This window comes from Priestia sp. LL-8, from assembly GCF_036227845.1.
Lineage (GTDB): Bacteria > Bacillota > Bacilli > Bacillales > Bacillaceae_H > Priestia > Priestia zanthoxyli.
In genome coordinates this window covers 4569678-4585649 of record NZ_JAZAQH010000001.1, presented here as the reverse complement: position 1 = coordinate 4585649, position 15972 = coordinate 4569678, and the positions used below count along the sequence as shown (strand labels likewise).

General features: G+C 38.4%; 18 protein-coding genes. 14 read left to right on the top strand and 4 right to left on the bottom strand.

Features of this window, described 5'->3' with window-relative positions; genetic code table 11:
- Positions 1 to 71 precede the first annotated feature (71 nt).
- The 6 genes from U9R83_RS23930 to U9R83_RS23905 all read left to right on the top strand — a co-directional run bounded on the left by U9R83_RS23930 (position 72) and on the right by U9R83_RS23905 (position 5524).
- Entirely contained in the window at positions 72 to 770 is a 699-nt protein-coding gene (locus U9R83_RS23930; protein WP_014458020.1) for a DUF2953 domain-containing protein, read from the top strand.
- Positions 771 to 783: 13 nt separating this feature from the next.
- Positions 784 to 1251, top strand: coding sequence for a GerW family sporulation protein (gene ytfJ, locus U9R83_RS23925; protein ID WP_014458021.1), 468 nt, complete (start codon positions 784 to 786; stop codon positions 1249 to 1251).
- A 177-nt stretch (positions 1252 to 1428) separates the two neighbouring features.
- A complete protein-coding gene (gene tpx, locus U9R83_RS23920; RefSeq protein WP_328575438.1) occupies positions 1429 to 1923 on the top strand; it encodes a thiol peroxidase in 495 nt (164 codons plus the stop codon).
- Positions 1924 to 2070: 147 nt separating this feature from the next.
- Positions 2071 to 3063, top strand: coding sequence for a class I SAM-dependent methyltransferase (locus U9R83_RS23915; RefSeq protein ID WP_025750666.1), 993 nt, complete (start codon positions 2071 to 2073; stop codon positions 3061 to 3063).
- 196 nt (positions 3064 to 3259) lie between these two features.
- Positions 3260 to 4450 carry an acetate kinase gene (locus U9R83_RS23910; protein ID WP_013059468.1) on the top strand — a complete coding sequence of 397 codons (1191 nt, stop codon included), beginning with the start codon at positions 3260 to 3262 and terminating at the stop codon, positions 4448 to 4450.
- A gap of 228 nt (positions 4451 to 4678) precedes the next feature.
- A complete protein-coding gene (locus U9R83_RS23905) occupies positions 4679 to 5524 on the top strand; it encodes an EcsC family protein (protein ID WP_014458023.1) in 846 nt (281 codons plus the stop codon).
- A gap of 24 nt (positions 5525 to 5548) precedes the next feature.
- Here the strand turns inward: U9R83_RS23905 and U9R83_RS23900 are convergent, their stop codons facing one another.
- Positions 5549 to 5863 carry a hypothetical protein gene (locus U9R83_RS23900; protein WP_014458024.1) on the bottom strand — a complete coding sequence of 105 codons (315 nt, stop codon included), beginning with the start codon at positions 5861 to 5863 and terminating at the stop codon, positions 5549 to 5551.
- 315 nt (positions 5864 to 6178) lie between these two features.
- Here U9R83_RS23900 and U9R83_RS23895 point away from each other — a divergent pair, with 315 nt between their 5' ends.
- The 7 genes from U9R83_RS23895 to U9R83_RS23865 all read left to right on the top strand — a co-directional run bounded on the left by U9R83_RS23895 (position 6179) and on the right by U9R83_RS23865 (position 13214).
- The gene (locus tag U9R83_RS23895) at positions 6179 to 7387 is read left to right on the top strand and encodes an argininosuccinate synthase (RefSeq protein WP_014458025.1); all 1209 of its coding nucleotides are present in this window, start codon (positions 6179 to 6181) and stop codon (positions 7385 to 7387) included.
- Positions 7384 to 8772, top strand: coding sequence for an argininosuccinate lyase (gene argH / locus U9R83_RS23890; protein WP_328575437.1), 1389 nt, complete (start codon positions 7384 to 7386; stop codon positions 8770 to 8772). Before U9R83_RS23895 ends, argH begins: the two co-directional genes overlap by 4 nt.
- Positions 8773 to 8936: 164 nt before the next feature.
- Entirely contained in the window at positions 8937 to 9104 is a 168-nt protein-coding gene (locus U9R83_RS23885; protein ID WP_014458027.1) for a hypothetical protein, read from the top strand.
- 150 nt (positions 9105 to 9254) lie between these two features.
- Positions 9255 to 10376: an alanine dehydrogenase gene (gene ald, locus U9R83_RS23880; protein WP_014458028.1), complete on the top strand. Its 1122-nt coding sequence runs from the start codon at positions 9255 to 9257 to the stop codon at positions 10374 to 10376.
- 113 nt (positions 10377 to 10489) lie between these two features.
- On the top strand, positions 10490 to 11167 hold the full coding sequence (locus U9R83_RS23875) for a metal-dependent hydrolase (RefSeq protein WP_042992411.1): 678 nt from the start codon (positions 10490 to 10492) through the stop codon (positions 11165 to 11167).
- Between the two features lie 412 nt (positions 11168 to 11579).
- The gene (locus tag U9R83_RS23870) at positions 11580 to 11816 is read left to right on the top strand and encodes a hypothetical protein (protein WP_115654984.1); all 237 of its coding nucleotides are present in this window, start codon (positions 11580 to 11582) and stop codon (positions 11814 to 11816) included.
- An 81-nt stretch (positions 11817 to 11897) separates the two neighbouring features.
- Positions 11898 to 13214: a CBS domain-containing protein gene (locus U9R83_RS23865; RefSeq protein ID WP_014458032.1), complete on the top strand. Its 1317-nt coding sequence runs from the start codon at positions 11898 to 11900 to the stop codon at positions 13212 to 13214.
- A 335-nt stretch (positions 13215 to 13549) separates the two neighbouring features.
- Here the strand turns inward: U9R83_RS23865 and U9R83_RS23860 are convergent, their stop codons facing one another.
- The gene (locus tag U9R83_RS23860) at positions 13550 to 13846 is read right to left on the bottom strand and encodes a YtpI family protein (protein WP_042991853.1); all 297 of its coding nucleotides are present in this window, start codon (positions 13844 to 13846) and stop codon (positions 13550 to 13552) included.
- 251 nt (positions 13847 to 14097) lie between these two features.
- Here U9R83_RS23860 and U9R83_RS23855 point away from each other — a divergent pair, with 251 nt between their 5' ends.
- The gene (locus U9R83_RS23855; protein WP_014458034.1) at positions 14098 to 15036 is read left to right on the top strand and encodes a DHH family phosphoesterase; all 939 of its coding nucleotides are present in this window, start codon (positions 14098 to 14100) and stop codon (positions 15034 to 15036) included.
- Positions 15037 to 15074: 38 nt separating this feature from the next.
- Here the strand turns inward: U9R83_RS23855 and ytrI are convergent, their stop codons facing one another.
- Both ytrI and U9R83_RS23845 read right to left on the bottom strand, forming a co-directional pair.
- Positions 15075 to 15593, bottom strand: a complete 519-nt coding sequence (gene ytrI, locus U9R83_RS23850) for a sporulation membrane protein YtrI (RefSeq protein ID WP_014458035.1) — start codon at positions 15591 to 15593, stop codon at positions 15075 to 15077.
- The gene (locus tag U9R83_RS23845) at positions 15590 to 15925 is read right to left on the bottom strand and encodes a YtrH family sporulation protein (protein ID WP_013059455.1); all 336 of its coding nucleotides are present in this window, start codon (positions 15923 to 15925) and stop codon (positions 15590 to 15592) included. Before U9R83_RS23845 ends, ytrI begins: the two co-directional genes overlap by 4 nt.
- Positions 15926 to 15972: the final 47 nt, after the last annotated feature.

Genomic DNA, 15972 nt, shown 5'->3' with positions numbered 1-15972 from the left:
TTTTATTGTTTTCATAAGGTTTAATATTCTCTGTTTTGGAGATAATGTGAAGCTAAGAAGGAGTGAAGGATGTGCTATGGCTTTTATGGATATTGCTAGCACTTTTAATTGTTATTGTACTTATTGTATGGACAAAAATCACGCTATTTGTAGAGCTTCATCATGTCCGAGATAACGATTATTACAGAGTGAGACTCAGAGCTTGGTTCGGTCTTATTCGCTATACATATGAAATTCCGGTAGTGAAAGTAAAAAAAGATTCTCCACGTTTGCTTGTTGAAAAGAAAAAAGGAATGGGTGATCAAGGAAAAGAAGACGAGAATTCATGGAGTGATTATTCTGTAGAAGACGGACTAAGCATGTTAGAAAATGCGAAGCAATTCCTTGAACAGGTAGTCGGTTTTCATAAAATTTTTCGTCGTTTCTTACAGAAAGTGACGGTAAGGGATATTAGATGGCACAGCCGTTTCGGCTTAGGTGATGCTGCGCTAACAGGGGTACTTACCGGGGCTGTATGGTCTGCAAAGGGGGGCATAGTCGGTATAATCAGCCGTTATATGAAACTAAAAGATATGCCTGTCATGAGCGTGACTCCTGTATTTCAACATCTTTGGTCAGAAACGGTATTTGAGTGCATAATTTCTTTTCGAGTTGGTCAAGCTATTCTAGTAGGTTTACGGACCTTGAGATACTGGCGGCATACGTCCAAAAAGCGTCGCAAAAGATGGAAGTCGTCAAATAAGAACAAGACACACTCTGTGAAAACATAAGGAGGTTATCTTAATGGCAGAACATCCAATTAAAAGTTTAATGTCGACAGCTATGGAAAATTTAAAGGAAATGATTGATGTTAATACAATCATTGGTGATCCTGTAGAAACACCTGATGGCAGCGTCATTTTAACGGTCTCAAAAGTAGGTTTTGGTTTTGCAGCGGGCGGAAGCGAGTTTGGAGTAGAAGGGCATGCACCATCTTCTCCGGGACAGCATCAGCAAGAATCAGGTCATCCATTTGGCGGAGGTAGCGGTGGCGGTGTATCAATTACGCCAATTGCCTTTTTAATTGTGAGTGGAAACGGAATTAAAATGCTTCACCTTAACGAAAGCACACATTTATACGAAAAGATTTTAGATACAGCACCTCAAGCCATTGAACGCGTGCAGCAAATGTTCAAGCGAAATAACCATCAGCAGGATCATCATAATCAACAAAATCAGCATCATGACGGTGCAAATGACTTTAATTTGTAGGGATAAACTAAAGCTTTGCTTGCTTCTTTGAACGTTCAAAGAAGCAAGCAAAGCTTTTTTTTATTGGACATGTTTTCTAGCATACAGCGCTATATTATGTATGTCATTTAATTGCAATATAGAGACAGACAAGCTAATATGAACAGTGTACATACTTATTTAAAGGAGGAATTATTCGTGACTAAATTTAAAGGTAACGATGTAACATTATTAGGAAATCAAGTAAAGGTTGGAGACAAGGCGCCAAACTTTACCGTTTTAGCAAATGATTTATCAGAAGTAACGCTTGACAGTACAAAGGGTTCTGTTCGCCTAATCAGTGTAGTTCCTTCTATTGATACTGGAGTTTGTGATGCGCAAACTCGCCGCTTCAACGAAGAAGCAGCTAAATTAGATAACGTAAAAGTATTAACAGTGAGCGTAGATTTACCGTTTGCTCAAAAGCGCTGGTGTGGTGCTAACGGCATTGATAATGTTCAAACTTTATCTGACCACCGCGACTTATCTTTCGGAGAAGCATATGGTGTAGCTATTCAAGAATTACGCTTATTAGCTCGTTCAATCTTTGTAGTAGACTCAAATGACAAAGTAACGTATGTTGAGTACTTACCAGAAGTAACTGAGCATCCGAACTACGAAGCAGCAATCGAAGCAGCTAAAACAGCTAAGTAAGATTGTAGATGACGTTCGGAAGAAGGCGGAAAACAATGTTTTTCGCCTTCTTTGTGTTTTAAGAAGCTTTTATGATAAAATATGATGTTCCAAATAGGACGTTTACTCATTTATATAGATATTATTTCATTACACAGGAGGCAGAATATGAGTCAGTTAGCTAGTATGGAAAAGCTATTTGGTGTAATTGATCAAACAGCTATTATTTTAAGAAAAGAACTAAACTGCGTATATTTAGAAGCAGTAGCTGAAACGGGAGAAAACTTGTTTCAAGGAACTATTTTGCAAGAAGAGCTAGATGAGGTAACCAAAAAACGTTTAAAAAAAGAATACGATTCAATCACGCTTGATCATTTTGAAAAAGAAACGATTCGAAAAGCATACCAGCTAGCTATTTTAAAAGGGATGAAAGAAGCAGTTCAGCCTAACCACCAAATGACGCCTGATGCTGTAGGACTATTTGTCAGCTACTTAGTTGGAAAGTTCATGGCAGGAAAAGATAAATATACGCTTTTAGATCCAGCAGTAGGAGCAGGGAACTTATTAACAACAATTTTAAATACACACGCTGCGTCAATTGAACACGTATACGGTGTAGACGTGGATGATTTATTACTTCAATTGACATATGTAAATGCAAATTTACAGAAGCACGGCGTTCAATTATTTAATCAAGACAGCTTACAGCCGCTTTTTATTGATCCTGTTGATTTAGTTGTCTGTGACCTGCCGGTTGGTTATTATCCAAACGACGAAGGGGCAAAAGAGTATAAAGTAAGAGCTGAAGAAGGTCACACTTATGCTCATCACTTATTTATTGAACAAAGCTTGCGTCATGTAAAAGAGGGAGGATACGTAGTGGCCCTTATTCCAAATAACTTGTTCGAGTCTGAACAGTCTCATTTATTACAGCCGCTGCTAAAAGAGGAAGCAATCGTTCAAGGAATCGTTCAGCTGCCGCTTTCAATGTTCAAACAAGAGCAGGCTGCTAAGAGTATTATCATTCTTCAAAAGCAGGGAGAAGGGGTAACAGCGCCTGATCAAGCGCTGCTTGTGAATTTGCCGAAGTTCAGTAATCGAGAAGCAATGAGTGATATTATGGCTCAAATGGACCAATGGTTCAGCGTTAATAAAAAGTAAGTCTTTTTCGAAAATAATGAATTTTTACCGGTAGCGTTTTCATGATGTATAGCTCTTGAAATCTATTGTCGTGAATGATTAAATGAATAAGGATAGAAATCGTGTCGAAATGCATAGAATATTGTAGAGATTACACTTTTATGTTCTGTTCGTTATGTTTATGATGCACGTATAATAAAGAAGGAGCTGTTTTTTTATGTCAAAAATCATGGCAATCAACGCCGGCAGTTCTTCACTTAAGTTTCAATTATTTGAAATGCCAAGTGAGACGGTATTAACAAAAGGTTTAGTAGAACGAATTGGTTTAGATAACGCTGTTTTCACGATCTCGGTAAATGGTGAAAAGCAAACGGATATTACAGAAATCCCTGACCATGCTGTTGCAGTTAAAATTTTAGTTGAAAAGTTACTTTCTCAAAACATCATTCAATCATACGATGAAATCACTGGTGTAGGTCACCGTGTAGTACACGGCGGAGAGAAATTTGCTGATTCTGTTTTAATCACAGATGAAACATTAGCGGAAATTGAAGCTTTATCTGATTTAGCACCGCTTCACAACCCAGCAAACATTGTGGGAATTAAAGCGTTCCAAGATATTCTTCCAAATGTTCCAGCTGTAGCAGTCTTCGATACAGCATTCCATCAAACAATGCCAGAAAAATCATTCTTGTACAGCTTACCGTACGAGTACTATGAAAAGTATGGCGTTCGTAAATACGGTTTCCACGGCACATCTCATAAATATGTTTCTGAGCGTGCAGCTGAGCTTCTTGGCCGTCCAATCGAACAATTGCGCTTAATTTCTTGTCACTTAGGTAACGGTGCAAGTATCGCTGCAATTGAAGGCGGCAAGTCAATTGATACATCAATGGGCTTCACACCATTAGCTGGTGTAGCAATGGGAACTCGTTCAGGTAACATTGACCCTGCATTAATTCCATTTATTATGGAGAAAACAGGAAAAACTGCTGACGAAGTATTAAATGTATTAAATAAAGAAAGTGGTCTTTTAGGTGTATCTGGTATTTCTAGTGACCTACGCGATCTAATCAAAGCAAGCGCTGAAGGCAATGAACGTGCTGAAACAGCACTTGAAGTATTTGCTAGCCGTATTCATAAATATATCGGTTCTTATGCTGCTCGTATGTCTGGTGTAGATGCAATCATCTTCACAGCAGGTATTGGAGAAAACAGTGATGTTGTACGTGCTCGCGTTCTTCGTGGTTTAGAGTTCATGGGCGTTTATTGGGATCCAGCTTTAAATAGTGTACAAGGAGAAGAAGCATTTATTAGCTACCCTCATTCTCCAGTTAAAGTTATGGTTATTCCTACAGACGAAGAAGTTATGATTGCACGTGACGTTACTCGTTTAGCGAATATTTAAGTTCATAAAGTGCCTTTTCAATGCATGAATTCTCATAAATTGTCAGGCAAACTAACGAAAAGCTGGTTTCCTTGTTAGGAAATCAGCTTTTTTATATAGCGTAAGGAGCTGACGGTTGAAAGAAGGTTTACAACGTATAGAAGAAAGAAATAATATAGGAAGCAAAATGTAACGGATGCATTATTTGTTATAATAAAAATAAAACTACTTATTTCTTGAAAGGGTGACATGATGATATTAACGAATCGCGAAGAACAGCTTTTAGAAGAAATCTATAAATGGGAAGAGAGCTTACAGAGCGTAGAAGCAACTGAGATGGAGTTATTGTACGAAGAATGGTTAGAAAAAGGGCTTAACTTAATTCCTGCTTCTGTTCGTGAGACCTATTTACATAAAATTGATGAGGGACTCTTTCAGCTAACTGCATTAATTCAAGGTACGGAAATGCAAACTCAAGCGACAAAACGAATTATCGAAACCGCCCGTGTATTCAAAGAAGATATCACAGATCTGTCAGAAATGAATTCCCTTCAAGTAGATCAGCTTTCTTATATATGCGAACAGCAAATGGCCAAGCTGCGGTTGTATGGGCTGAGTCAAGGAGCACTTTCAGGAACCGGACAATCGCTGCTAGTCGGTATTGATATACCTGCTGTTTTATGCATGAATATTCAAGCGGTGCAACAGGCAGCAATGAGCTACGGCTATCATATCCAGACTCCTTCAGAGCTTATGCTAACGCTAAAAGTTTTCCATGCAGCAACGTTACCTAGACACCTTCAGGCTGAGGGATGGCATCAATTAAAGAGTGAGTTAAGCCAAGAATTTGACCCGTATTTTTATGAAGGTGTTGATCAAATTGTAGATAAAACGTGGCTGCGAAAAATCGTTGTGCAAATTGGAAAAACGCTAGCTATATTTGCTGCGAAGCGAAAAGTTTATAATCGTTTGCCAATTGTGAGTATGATGGTTGGCGGAGGGATGAATTATCGAATGGCCAAACAAGTGACAGATTATGCGAAGCGCTTTTACCAATACCGCTATTTACTGGATAAGAAAAACGAGTCTCATTAATTTTCATGAGACTCGTCTTTTTGTCTATCCGTGAACCTTTTTTGATATTTCCTCATTTGTTCGATACCAAATCCACAAATCATTAATAATAGAAGCAAGTTCTCCTATCTCGCTATTTAATTCACAGGAGCGGATAAAATTAGTCTCATCTTCTAACGCTGCTTGTTTTTGATTAATACTCTTTTCTAAAGATTGAATTTTGTCTGGAATCTGCCCCCGAATGGATTCCCATGTTAGGAGAATATCCTGCTGAACTTTTTCAGAATAGAATGTCCATTCTCTTTCAAGAGCAGGAATTTTTATACCGAGTCTGTTGTTATAAGTAAAAAAGCGCTCCATTTTTTCACCTCTTTCCCTCCATTTTACTTAATGATAAAAGCCAGAGCTACTGTAAGTGAAAAAATAAATCATTTATACCTAGTTTATGCATATAAATATACACAGCGTTTAAGTTAGAAATATTCAGTTGTGTTCATTTTTATAGTATTTTAAGAGTTTTTATCTTATTTAATTAAAATAAATGTGAATTTATATACTTTTTTTTGAATAACTATTGAAAATAGATTAAAAAGTTGTTAAAGTAATAGTAGATTAAATGAATAAAAATTAAAACGGTTGTATTAATATATATATAATTTGTAGGAGGAATAGATAATGAGTAATCCAAAAGTTGTTTTAGCATATTCTGGAGGTTTAGATACATCAGTTGCAATTAAATGGTTACAGGAAAAAGGGTACGATGTGGTAGCTTGCTGTTTAGATGTAGGCGAAGGAAAAGATTTAAAGTTCGTTAAAGAAAAAGCCTTAACAGTTGGAGCGGTATCATCATATGTGATTGATGCAAAAGAAGAATATGCCAATACATTTGCGTTAGCAGCACTTCAAGCACACACATTATATGAAGGAAAATATCCATTGGTATCTGCACTATCTAGACCGCTAATCGCTAAAAAGCTTGTAGAAGTAGCAGAACAAGAAAATGCAGTAGCTGTCGCACATGGATGTACGGGAAAAGGAAATGACCAAGTGCGTTTCGAAGTATCAATTAAAGCATTAAATCCACACTTAGAAGTTTTAGCTCCTGTTCGTGACTGGAAATGGTCTCGTGAAGAAGAAATCGAGTATGCAAAAGAAAAGAATATTCCAATTCCAATTAATTTAGACAGCCCGTTTTCAATTGACCAAAACTTATGGGGAAGAAGTAACGAGTGCGGCGTTCTTGAAGATCCTTGGGCAGCTCCGCCTGAAGAAGCATATGACCTAACGGCTTCTCTTGAAAACACTCCGAACACAGCGGATGTAGTAGAAATTGAATTCGTTGAAGGTGTTCCAGTAGCATTAAACGGTCAATCTTACACGCTAGCTCAGTTAATTCTAGAATTGAATGAAATTGCAGGTAAGCATGGAGTTGGACGTATTGATCATGTAGAAAACCGTCTTGTGGGAATTAAATCACGTGAAGTATATGAGTGTCCAGCTGCTATGACATTAATTAAAGCACACAAAGAGCTGGAAGATTTAACATTAGTGAAAGAAGTAGCGCACTTCAAACCAGTGATTGAGAAAAAATTAACAGAAGTTATCTATGAAGGTTTATGGTTCTCTCCATTAACAAATTCACTGCTTGCATTCTTAAAGGATACGCAGCAATATGTGAACGGAACAGTGAGAGTAAAACTATTTAAAGGGCATGCTATCGTAGAGGGACGTAAATCTCCTAATTCTTTATACAATGAAAAACTTGCAACATATACAAAAGAAGATGAATTTGATCACAATGCAGCAGTTGGTTTTATCTCATTATGGGGTCTTCCAACACAAGTGAGCAGCATGGTAAATCAAAAGAAGGTGACAACGGTATGACCAAACTTTGGGGAGGGCGTTTTACGAAACGCCCTGAACAATGGATTGACGAGTTCGGTGCGTCAATTTCATTTGATCAGCATCTTGTAGAAGAAGATATTGAAGGCAGTTTAGCACATGTAACAATGCTTGAGAAATGCAGCATTCTTTCTGGAGATGAAGCGTCACAAATTAAAAAAGGCCTTCACACACTGCTTGAAAAAGCTAAGAAGAAAGAACTAACATTTTCTGCTCAATATGAAGATATTCATTTGAATTTAGAAAAGCTATTAATTGATGAAATTGGTCCGGTTGGAGGTAAGCTTCATACGGGTCGAAGCCGTAATGATCAAGTTGCTACAGATATGCACTTATATTTAAAAAAGCATGTTCAACAAATTGTAGGACTGATCGAAAATCTAGAAGATGTGCTGCTTACAAAAGCAGATCAACATGTCGAAACTATTTTTCCAGGCTACACACATTTACAGCGCGCGCAGCCGGTTTCTTTTGCTCATCATCTAATGGCTTATGTTTCAATGTTTAAGCGTGATGCTGAGCGTTATGCGGAATCACTAAAGCGTATTGATTTATCTCCTTTAGGAGCAGGAGCTTTAGCTGGTACGACATTTCCAATTGATCGTCATTACAGCGCGGAGCTTCTAGGCTTTAATGGAATTTATCAAAACAGTATGGATGCTGTCAGCGACCGTGACTTTATTTTAGAGTTTTTAAGCAACAGTTCTATTTTAATGATGCATTTATCTCGTTTTTGTGAAGAGTTAATTTTATGGTCTAGTCAAGAGTTTCAATTTATTGAAATGGACGATACGTACGCAACGGGCAGCAGTATTATGCCTCAAAAGAAAAATCCTGATATGGCGGAGTTAATTCGTGGTAAAACAGGACGAGTATATGGTCACTTATTTAGCTTATTGACTGTGTTAAAAGGCACGCCTTTAACATACAACAAAGACTTACAAGAAGATAAAGAAGGCATGTTCGATACGGTTACAACGATTGAAGGCTGCTTAACGATCTTTGCTGGCATGATTGAAACAATGACAGTAAAAACAAATGTTATGGAAAAAGCTACGAAACAAGATTTTTCAAATGCAACGGAGTTAGCTGACTATCTTGCTGCAAAAGGTATGCCGTTTCGTGAAGCACATGAAGTGGTTGGGAAACTGGTTCTCGTTTGTATTCAGAAAAATATCTACCTAATGGATTTGCCGCTCGAGCAATATAAAGAAGCGTCAGATTTATTCGAGGAAGACATCTACCATGTATTAAGTCCAAAAACAGCTGTTAATCGCCGCAACAGCGCGGGAGGAACAGGGTTTGAACAAGTGAAAAAAGCAATTCAGCTAGCTAAAGATGAATTGCATGAAAAAGCTTCAATATAAAACAGTTCTCAAAACGTCCGCAGAAAATTCTGCGGGCGTTTTTTGATGTGAGATAAATGGTATAACTAGAGCAATTAAGAAGAAAATAGAAAAGATCATGTAAGGGATTATGAAATAAAGTTCACATTCGTAAAGAAAATAGAGTGAAAAAGGAGAAGTGACATATGAAAGACAAAAAACATCCGCAGCATGTATATGAATATGATTTTGAAGGAGAAAAAGAGACATCAAGACAACTAATGGATTCTTATTCAAGCGGCGTTATTGGCGATGCTATGGCTTCTGTAGTTGAAAATCCAGAAGCACAGAGTGATAACGAACTAAATGAATAACTACATGCATATACTGTATATAAACTAAGAAAAGCAGGATTATGCTGAGCTCTATCGAAAGGTAACGTCATAGTAAATCCGGTTTTCTAAAGGATTTGGTGTGGCGTTCTTTTTTCAGTTAATCACTGATATAAGAAAAGAGGGATAAAGGTGAAAATTGGAGTGCCGAAAGAAGTGAAAAACAATGAAAATCGCGTGGCTATTACTCCAGCTGGTGTTACAGCTTTAGTTAACGGTGGGCATGATGTATATATTGAAACACAGGCAGGAGAAGGCTCTGGATTCCATGATGAAGATTACACAAATGCAGGAGCTTCTATTGTAAATACTGCAAAAGAAGCATGGGATGCTGAAATGGTTATGAAAGTAAAAGAACCGATTTCAGAAGAATACGGATATTTTCGTGAAGGACTTATTTTGTTTACGTATTTACATTTGGCAGCTGAAGAAGCGTTAACGAAAGCATTGATTGATAAAAAGGTAGTGGGTATCGCTTATGAAACGGTACAGCTTCCAAATAAAAGCTTGCCTCTGTTAACGCCGATGAGCGAAGTTGCAGGAAGAATGTCTTCTCAAATTGGAGCTCAATTTTTGGAGAAAACCAAAGGTGGCAAAGGGATTTTGTTAAGTGGAGTGCCAGGCGTGCAAAGAGGAAAAGTAACAATTATTGGAGGAGGAGTAGCGGGAACCAACGCTGCTAAAATTGCGGTCGGATTAGGGGCTGATGTTACAATAATTGATTTAAACGCTGATCGCCTTCGCCAGCTGGATGATTTATTTGGTAAAGAAGTGACAACATTAATGTCAAATCACTACAATATCGCACAATCTGTAAAAGAGTCAGATTTAGTGATAGGAGCGGTTCTCATACCAGGGGCTAAAGCGCCAAAGCTTGTCACCGAGGAAATGGTTCAAACGATGTCAAAAGGGTCAGTTGTAGTTGATATTGCCATTGATCAAGGTGGAATTTTTGAAACAACTGATCGCATTACCACTCACGATAACCCGACTTATTCGAAGCATGAGGTCTTGCATTATGCTGTTGCTAATATGCCAGGAGCTGTTCCCCGCACGTCGACCTTAGCGCTGACCAACGTAACGGTGCCTTATGCTTTGCAAATAGCAAATCAGGGGTATAAAAAAGCGTGCTTAAAAAACCCTTCTCTTCTTCAAGGCATCAACACCCTAAATGGGTTTGTCACTTACGCGGCTGTGGCAGATGCACACGGTCTAACTTACGCTGATGCAACAACTTTATTAGAGCAAGCATAATAAGGCATGTTTTTGCGCAGTTTGTGATATGATAGCCGCGTATTCACTTGTTTTGTAACCAAAACAGACGGGTAGAATATAGAAAAGGTTAGTGTAAAAGGAGAGAATATATGATGCACGTTTCTTATCATGGACATTCTGTTGTTAAAATTGAAACAAAAGGAAAAACAATTTTAATTGACCCGTTTATCACTGGAAATGAATTAACAGATTTAAATGCTGAAGATGTAAAAGCAGATGTGATTTTACTGACTCATGGCCATAATGATCATGTAGGCGACACGGTGGAAATTGCTAAGCGCAGCGGTGCACTTGTTGTGGCAGTAGCAGAATTAGCTACATATCTTAGCTGGCAAGGCTTAAACGTACATCCAATGAGCATAGGTGGAGCCTATACATTTGATTTTGGTACGGTGAAATTGACCCAAGCTTTCCACGGTTCAAGTTATACAGAAAATAATGAGAAAATTATTTATACAGGAATGCCAGCTGGCTTGCTTTTAACGATTGAAGGAAAGACAATTTATCATGCTGGAGATACGGCTTTATTTTCTGATTTAAAGTTAATTGGTCGCCATGAGCCTGACGTAGCATTTCTTCCAATTGGAGATAACTTTACAATGGGACCTGAAGATGCGGCTATCGCAGCGGAATGGGTGCAGGCAAAGCTTGTTGTGCCAATTCACTACAATACATTTCCTGTAATTAAGCAAGATCCTCATCAATTTGTTGAGTCTTTATCCGGTATTGAAGGAAAAGTATTAAAAGCTGGAGAAGGATTGGAACTTTAATCCTAAATAGAGGCTGGGACAAAACGATTTCAGTTAAAGTTAAAAAAGAACGAGTAATCGATAATATCGATCACTCGTTCTTTTTTTATTGTTATGGTGAACGTAGGTTTCGTATATGTAGCGGCTTCTAGCTGTTGATTAGAGGGCAAGACGAATACTCCTAGGGGAAAAGCGGAATAGGTGAGGCCCCACAGGAGTGCAAGCGACGAGGAGGCTCACCGGCCGCCTGCGGAAAGCGAAGTCTTGCACGGAAATCAACTGTGATGTCACAAGCGGTTCAGCTCATGTCTCACATTTGTTCGTCTTTAGATTGAATCGATGCAGTTATGTCTTAATCTCTTTTTATTTGCAAAGAAGCGTTCTGCTTTTTTTACTTCCCTGCATACGATAGTAATAATAAGGAGGGAGAGCTATGGAAAAAAATCGAGTTATTTTATCGCTTTTACTATGCGGGGTGATGCTTTACTATGCAATGCCGCATTTAGTGTTAATAACTTCGAGTTTGCAAGGAATTTTTAGTATAAGCTGGCTTACTTTTGCTCTTTTTGTAGCTGGAGGCAATTTGTCATCACTGCTTTATACACCGCGCCGCAAGAAGGCAGGTATTCAAAAAAATAGTGCGAGAAAGCCTTTGCGTCAAAGAGGTTAGATTGAATCCATTTCACTTCCCCCGTATAATAAAAGAAAAGACATATGAAACGTAAAAACGTTTTAGAAGGGTGAAGTACACGTGGCGACAAAACATGAGCAAATTTTACAGTATATCGATTCGCTTCCAATTGGTGAAAAAATTTCAGTGCGCCAAATTGCCAAAGAACTGAATGTCAGTGAAGGCACGGCGTACCGAGCAATAAAAGACGCGGAAAATAAAGGATATGTTTCAACGATTGAACGAGTTGGAACCATTCGAATTGAACGAAAGAAGAAAGAAAACATTGAAAAGCTCACGTTTGCTGAAGTAGTAAACATCGTGGATGGACAAGTGCTGGGCGGACGTGAAGGCTTGCATAAAACGTTAAACAAGTTTGTTATTGGAGCGATGAAGCTTGATGCTATGATGAGATATACCGAGGCCGGAAACCTTCTTATCGTAGGGAATCGAGTAAACGCTCATGAATTAGCTCTTGAAGCAGGAGCAGCCGTGTTAATTACGGGCGGCTTTGATACGGAAGAATGGGTTAAGAAGCTTGCGGATGATCTTAAGCTTCCTATTATTTCAACGAGCTATGATACATTTACAGTTGCAACGATGATTAATCGGGCTATTTATGATCAGCTGATAAAAAAAGAAATTGTGCTTGTAGAGGATATTTTAACACCCGTTTCTGAAGCGGTTAGCTTGCAGTTAACCGATACGATTGAAAAATGGCACGACTGTAACGATCAAACGCACCACAGTCGTTTTCCTGTAGTAGATCAGCATATGAAAGTTCATGGTATGGTCACCTCAAAAGATGTTATTGGATATGATCTTTCCACTTCAATTGAAAAAGTTATGACGAAAAATCCGATGACCGTTCACGGGAAAACATCGGTCGCTTCTTCTGCTCATATGATGGTATGGGAAGGGATTGAAGTGCTGCCTGTAGTGGACGATTACCATCGACTAGAAGGCATTATCAGCCGTCAAGATGTCTTAAAAGCGCTGCAAATGATTCAGCGTCAACCGCAGGTAGGAGAAACCATTGATGACATTGTAACGAATCAATTTATGGACGTACAAGAGACAAAGGAAGCACCCGTCTATCGCTGTGAAGTAACGCCACAAATGACAAATTATATGGGAACTATTTCATACGGAGTTTTTACTACTATTGTGACGGAAGCTGCCAATCGTGTTCTTCGCTTATATAAAAAAGGTGATTTGGTTATTGAAAACATTACCGTTTATTTTATTAAACCGGTTCAAATTGAAAGTGTAATTGAAATTCGCCCTAAGCTATTAGAACTTGGTCGGAAGTTTGCTAAATTAGATGTAGAAGTCTACAACGCCGGAGTTGTAGTAGGAAAAGCGATGATGATGGCTCAGTTATTGGACAGGGTATAAAAAAGAAGCTGGGACAAAAGTATGTTAGACGAAGTGAAAAACGAACCATTTATCAACCATGTTGATGAGTGGTTCGTTTTTTTTGTTAGGGTAAACGTAGGTTTCACCTGTTTAGATTCTTCTAGCCGTTGATTGGAGGGCAAGACGAAGACTCCTGCGGGAAAAACGGAATAGATGAGACCCCGCAGGAGCGTAAGCGACGAGGAGGCTCAGCGTCCGCCCGCGGAAAGCGAAGTCTTGCACGGAAATCAACGGCGGTGTCTCAAGCGGTTCAGCTCATGTCTCCCATTTGTTCGTCTTTAGATTGGATTCCTCTCGTTATGCCTCAGCCTTTTTTACATTTGATCTGCTTCTTTTATTGCATAAGGCTGATAGTGCTTATAAGCTTTGACACCTGCAATTATACTGCCTGAACCGAATAATACAAATAATATGCCGATGATAAGCGAAAGGTTTGTTTCGTAAATAAACCATTGATTGATGCCGAAAAATAACACGAAAGAACCGAGGCAAACACTCGATTTAGCGGAAATCCACTTTCGTTCCATCGGACGTTTCGAACGTACGTATTTTACTTTTAAATACATGTAGAAAACAAAGGACACAACGATTAAAATCATAAAAAATGGCACAAACGCCCCTCCAGTCCGGTGTATTTCTATCCGTAATGTTTCTAGATGCTAGTAACCGTTAGTGTTGAAAGTGTTTACAGTAGTATCTATTATTTTACAGGTTGATGACAGAAAATTCTACTATTGATTGATTCTTCTTTTAAAAAAGAGAAGAGATATGATTTAATAAATAATATGGATACAGCGCTGTGGAAATGTAAGTGCACGTGGTACGTACATAAAACAAGAACAGTATTGACAGGAGAGAGAAAATGAAAGCACAAATATTAGAAGCTATTAAGCAGTTTGACACCATCATTATTCACCGGCACATTCGTCCAGATCCAGATGCATACGGATCTCAGTGCGGATTAGCGGAATTGTTAAAAACATCTTTTCCCGAGAAGAAGGTATACGTAACGGGAGAAGAAGCGGAGTCATTAAAATTTTTATACCGTATGGATGATATCGCTGATGAGACCTATGAGGATGCGCTCGTCATTGTTTGTGATACGGCTAATGAAGCACGAGTATCAGATCAGCGCTACGTAAATGGAAAAATGGTCATTAAAATTGATCACCATCCAAACCAAACTCCTTACGGTGATTTGCTTTGGGTTGAGACGTCTGCTTCTTCAACAAGCGAAATGATTTATGAATTTTACTTGGAAGGAAAAGAAAAGGGGTTATCTCTGAATGATGAAGGAGCAAAGCTGATCTTCAGCGGTATCGTCGGAGATACGGGTCGATTTTTATTTCCAAATACAAAGCCGAAAACGTTTTGCTATGCAAGTGAATTGATTCAATATGGTTTCAATTTTAAAGATGTATATGATCAGTTATACAAAACAAAAGAAAACGTCGCTCACTTACATGGATATGTGCTGCAAAACTTTACGATGTCTCCAGCAGGAGTTGCTCATATGAAAATTCCAAATGAAATTCTTCGCAAATATGATGTTACACCAGCTGATGCCTCTCAGCTAGTCGGTTCGTTAGGGCAAATTGATGGAGTAAAAACGTGGGTGTTTTTTGTGGAAGAAGAAAATCAAATTCGTGTTCGCCTTCGTTCAAAAGAGCTTGTCATTAATACAATTGCTAGAAAATACAACGGAGGAGGTCATCCTCTTGCGTCCGGCGCTTCCATTTATTCATGGGAAGAAGTAGAGCCTTTACTACTTGATTTAGAAGAGCTCTGCAGTCAGAAGTAATCTATAAAATAAGCCGTTGATTTTAAATCAGCGGCTTTTTAGAGTACTTTTTCCATCTTTTTAATTCGAACTTCAATCGAGAGCGTTGTATAAAAATAAATTTGATGAACTTCAACTTCATAAATCGTTTTATCGAATTCGTATTTTTTATTCTCAATTGCTTTTTTTAAGATATCCCTGCTTCGATACGCACTTTCAATATCTTGGGCAATTAAGTGCTGCGCTTCTTCGTCGACGCTTTTTTGAATATTGTATTCAACCACAGAGTTTACTTTATAACGATGGCCGTTTACTAATTTTACTTTCACATTTTGAATAATCAAATGCTGCTTCATTTCCTTGTTTAATGCTTTTACATCTTCTTGCCATGCGCTAATTTGCAAATTTGCTTTTTTTAGCTTATCATTAGCAATTCGAATCTCCTCTAGCTCTCTATCTCTTGAAACGCCGTAAATCGTTAAAAACACTCCCCAGCTGACAATTGCTCCAATGACTATACCGGCAAAAAAACGCTGCCAGTCGGAGCGCTTGAACATTCGCTCACTGGGTACCCTCATACAAAATGCTCCTGAGTTAACCACTTGATGATCAGAGCCCCAGTCTGAGCTCCTCCCATAGCGGATAGAATTAAAAGGATTTGTTTGAATACATCTTTTGTGGCTCCTTCAAAGAGTCCTCGCTCAAAGCTGTAAAACGTATCAAATGTTCCTCCGATAGCTCCGACAATTGCCCAAATTTTTAAGCTATTGCTGAGGGTATGCATGACGTACAGGGGAGATTTTCCAATTAAAAACCCCGCAAATGCTCCGATTAATGAACCGCCTAAAATAATACCTAATGAAGTAAAGTAACTCCAAATGAAAAGAGACATAAAAGGCTCTTTTGTCATGACGCGTCCTCCTTTACTATTTTATTGATAACTCATGCTTCCTACAT

What these genes read in the sequence shown, in the direction of transcription:
- U9R83_RS23870 (WP_115654984.1), top strand. Translation starts at nt 11,580, where the DNA reads ATGGAAAAAAATCGAGTTATTTTATCGCTTTTACTATGCGGGGTGATG.
- U9R83_RS23895 (WP_014458025.1), top strand. Translation starts at nt 6,179, where the DNA reads ATGAGTAATCCAAAAGTTGTTTTAGCATATTCTGGAGGTTTAGATACA.
- U9R83_RS23910 (WP_013059468.1), top strand. Translation starts at nt 3,260, where the DNA reads ATGTCAAAAATCATGGCAATCAACGCCGGCAGTTCTTCACTTAAGTTT.
- argH (WP_328575437.1), top strand. Translation starts at nt 7,384, where the DNA reads ATGACCAAACTTTGGGGAGGGCGTTTTACGAAACGCCCTGAACAATGG.
- U9R83_RS23845 (WP_013059455.1), bottom strand. Translation starts at nt 15,925, where the DNA reads ATGACAAAAGAGCCTTTTATGTCTCTTTTCATTTGGAGTTACTTTACT.
- U9R83_RS23905 (WP_014458023.1), top strand. Translation starts at nt 4,679, where the DNA reads ATGATGATATTAACGAATCGCGAAGAACAGCTTTTAGAAGAAATCTAT.
- ytfJ (WP_014458021.1), top strand. Translation starts at nt 784, where the DNA reads ATGGCAGAACATCCAATTAAAAGTTTAATGTCGACAGCTATGGAAAAT.
- U9R83_RS23885 (WP_014458027.1), top strand. Translation starts at nt 8,937, where the DNA reads ATGAAAGACAAAAAACATCCGCAGCATGTATATGAATATGATTTTGAA.
- ytrI (WP_014458035.1), bottom strand. Translation starts at nt 15,593, where the DNA reads ATGAGGGTACCCAGTGAGCGAATGTTCAAGCGCTCCGACTGGCAGCGT.
- U9R83_RS23875 (WP_042992411.1), top strand. Translation starts at nt 10,490, where the DNA reads ATGCACGTTTCTTATCATGGACATTCTGTTGTTAAAATTGAAACAAAA.
- U9R83_RS23855 (WP_014458034.1), top strand. Translation starts at nt 14,098, where the DNA reads ATGAAAGCACAAATATTAGAAGCTATTAAGCAGTTTGACACCATCATT.
- U9R83_RS23900 (WP_014458024.1), bottom strand. Translation starts at nt 5,863, where the DNA reads ATGGAGCGCTTTTTTACTTATAACAACAGACTCGGTATAAAAATTCCT.
- U9R83_RS23915 (WP_025750666.1), top strand. Translation starts at nt 2,071, where the DNA reads ATGAGTCAGTTAGCTAGTATGGAAAAGCTATTTGGTGTAATTGATCAA.